This window comes from Nonomuraea sp. CX421, assembly GCF_059358955.1.
In genome coordinates this window covers 1-1,323 of record NZ_JCADBK010000062.1, presented here as the reverse complement: position 1 = coordinate 1,323, position 1,323 = coordinate 1, and the positions used below count along the sequence as shown (strand labels likewise).

At 68.3% G+C, this 1,323-nt stretch carries 1 pseudogene; it reads left to right on the top strand.

The window, feature by feature from the left end:
- Positions 1-242 precede the first annotated feature (242 nt).
- Positions 243-1,323 (top strand): annotated as a pseudogene (locus AC5L3X_RS39135) (IS110 family RNA-guided transposase); the annotation flags it as partial.

Below are 1,323 nucleotides of genomic sequence, written 5' to 3'. Positions count from 1 at the left end.
CTGACAGTGATGATGTAGATGAGCGCTTCCCGCCAGGGTCTGACCCTTGGACTGACTGACCTTCGGGTCCTCAACGGGATCTGTCGGCCCTGGCCGGGAGGCGCTCATGCGCACTCACCGGACGTGGCACCTGTGACTTCATAGGAGCCTGGCCAGAGGCCCCATCACTGTCTTGTCCGCGTTGCCCGGCTGGTGCGTGCCGCCCTGCCCCCGGTCAAGACGACAGGACGACGATGACCACCATTGCACCCCAGAACGCGCCGATCAACGAAGTCGCCGGCGGCGTGGACACCCACCAGGACACCCACACCGCAGCGGTGATCGACCCGATCGGACGGGTCCTGGGAACCGAACAGTTCCCCGCCACCCCGGCCGGATACGCCACCCTGCTGCAGTGGATGCGCACCTTCGGGCACCTGACACGCGTTGGCGTCGAAGGCACCGGCGTCTACGGAGCCGGGCTCACCCGCCTGCTGCAAGCCGAGCACATCGACGTGATCGAGATCGACCGACCCGACCGCAAGACCCGCCGCTTCCAGGGCAAGTCCGACCCGATCGACGCCATCCAGGCCGCCAAGGCCGCGCTCGCCGGCGACCGGACCGGCACGCCCAAGCAGCGCGAGGGCCGCATCGAAGCCCTGCGCAACCTGCGCATCGCCCGGCGCAGCGCGATCGACCAGCGCGCCGACACCCAACGCCGCCTCAAAGCCCTGATCGTGACCGCCCCCGACGATGTTCGCCAGCGCCTGCGCGGCCTGTCGACCACACAACTGATCGCCACCTGCGCCGCCCTGCGCCCCGACCGCGACGCCGCCGCCGACCCGGCCAGCGCCACCCAGATCGCGTTGCGCTCTCTGGCCCGCCGCCACCAGCAGCTCACCGCCGAAATCGCCGACCTCGACGAGCTGCTGGAGCCTCTAGTGGCCGCGATCAACCCCCGCCTGGCCGACGCCCACGGCGTGGGCACCGACACCGCTGGACAGCTCCTGGTCACCGCCGGCGAGAACCATGATCGGCTGCATGGCGAAGCGGCCTTCGCCATGCTGTGCGGTGTCGCGCCGATTCCCGCCTCCTCGGGCAAGACCAGCCGCCACCGCCTCAACCGTGGCGGTGACCGTCAAGCCAACGCAGCCCTCTACCGCGTCGTCCTATGCCGCCTGCGCTGGGACCCGCGCACCCGCGCCTACATGCAACGACGCACACAAGACGGCCTGTCCAAGAAAGAAATCATCCGCTGTCTCAAGCGCTACGTAGCCCGCGAGCTCTATCGACTCATCACATCAAACGATCAAGAACACGTCGCTTGACATCCATAGGAGCATC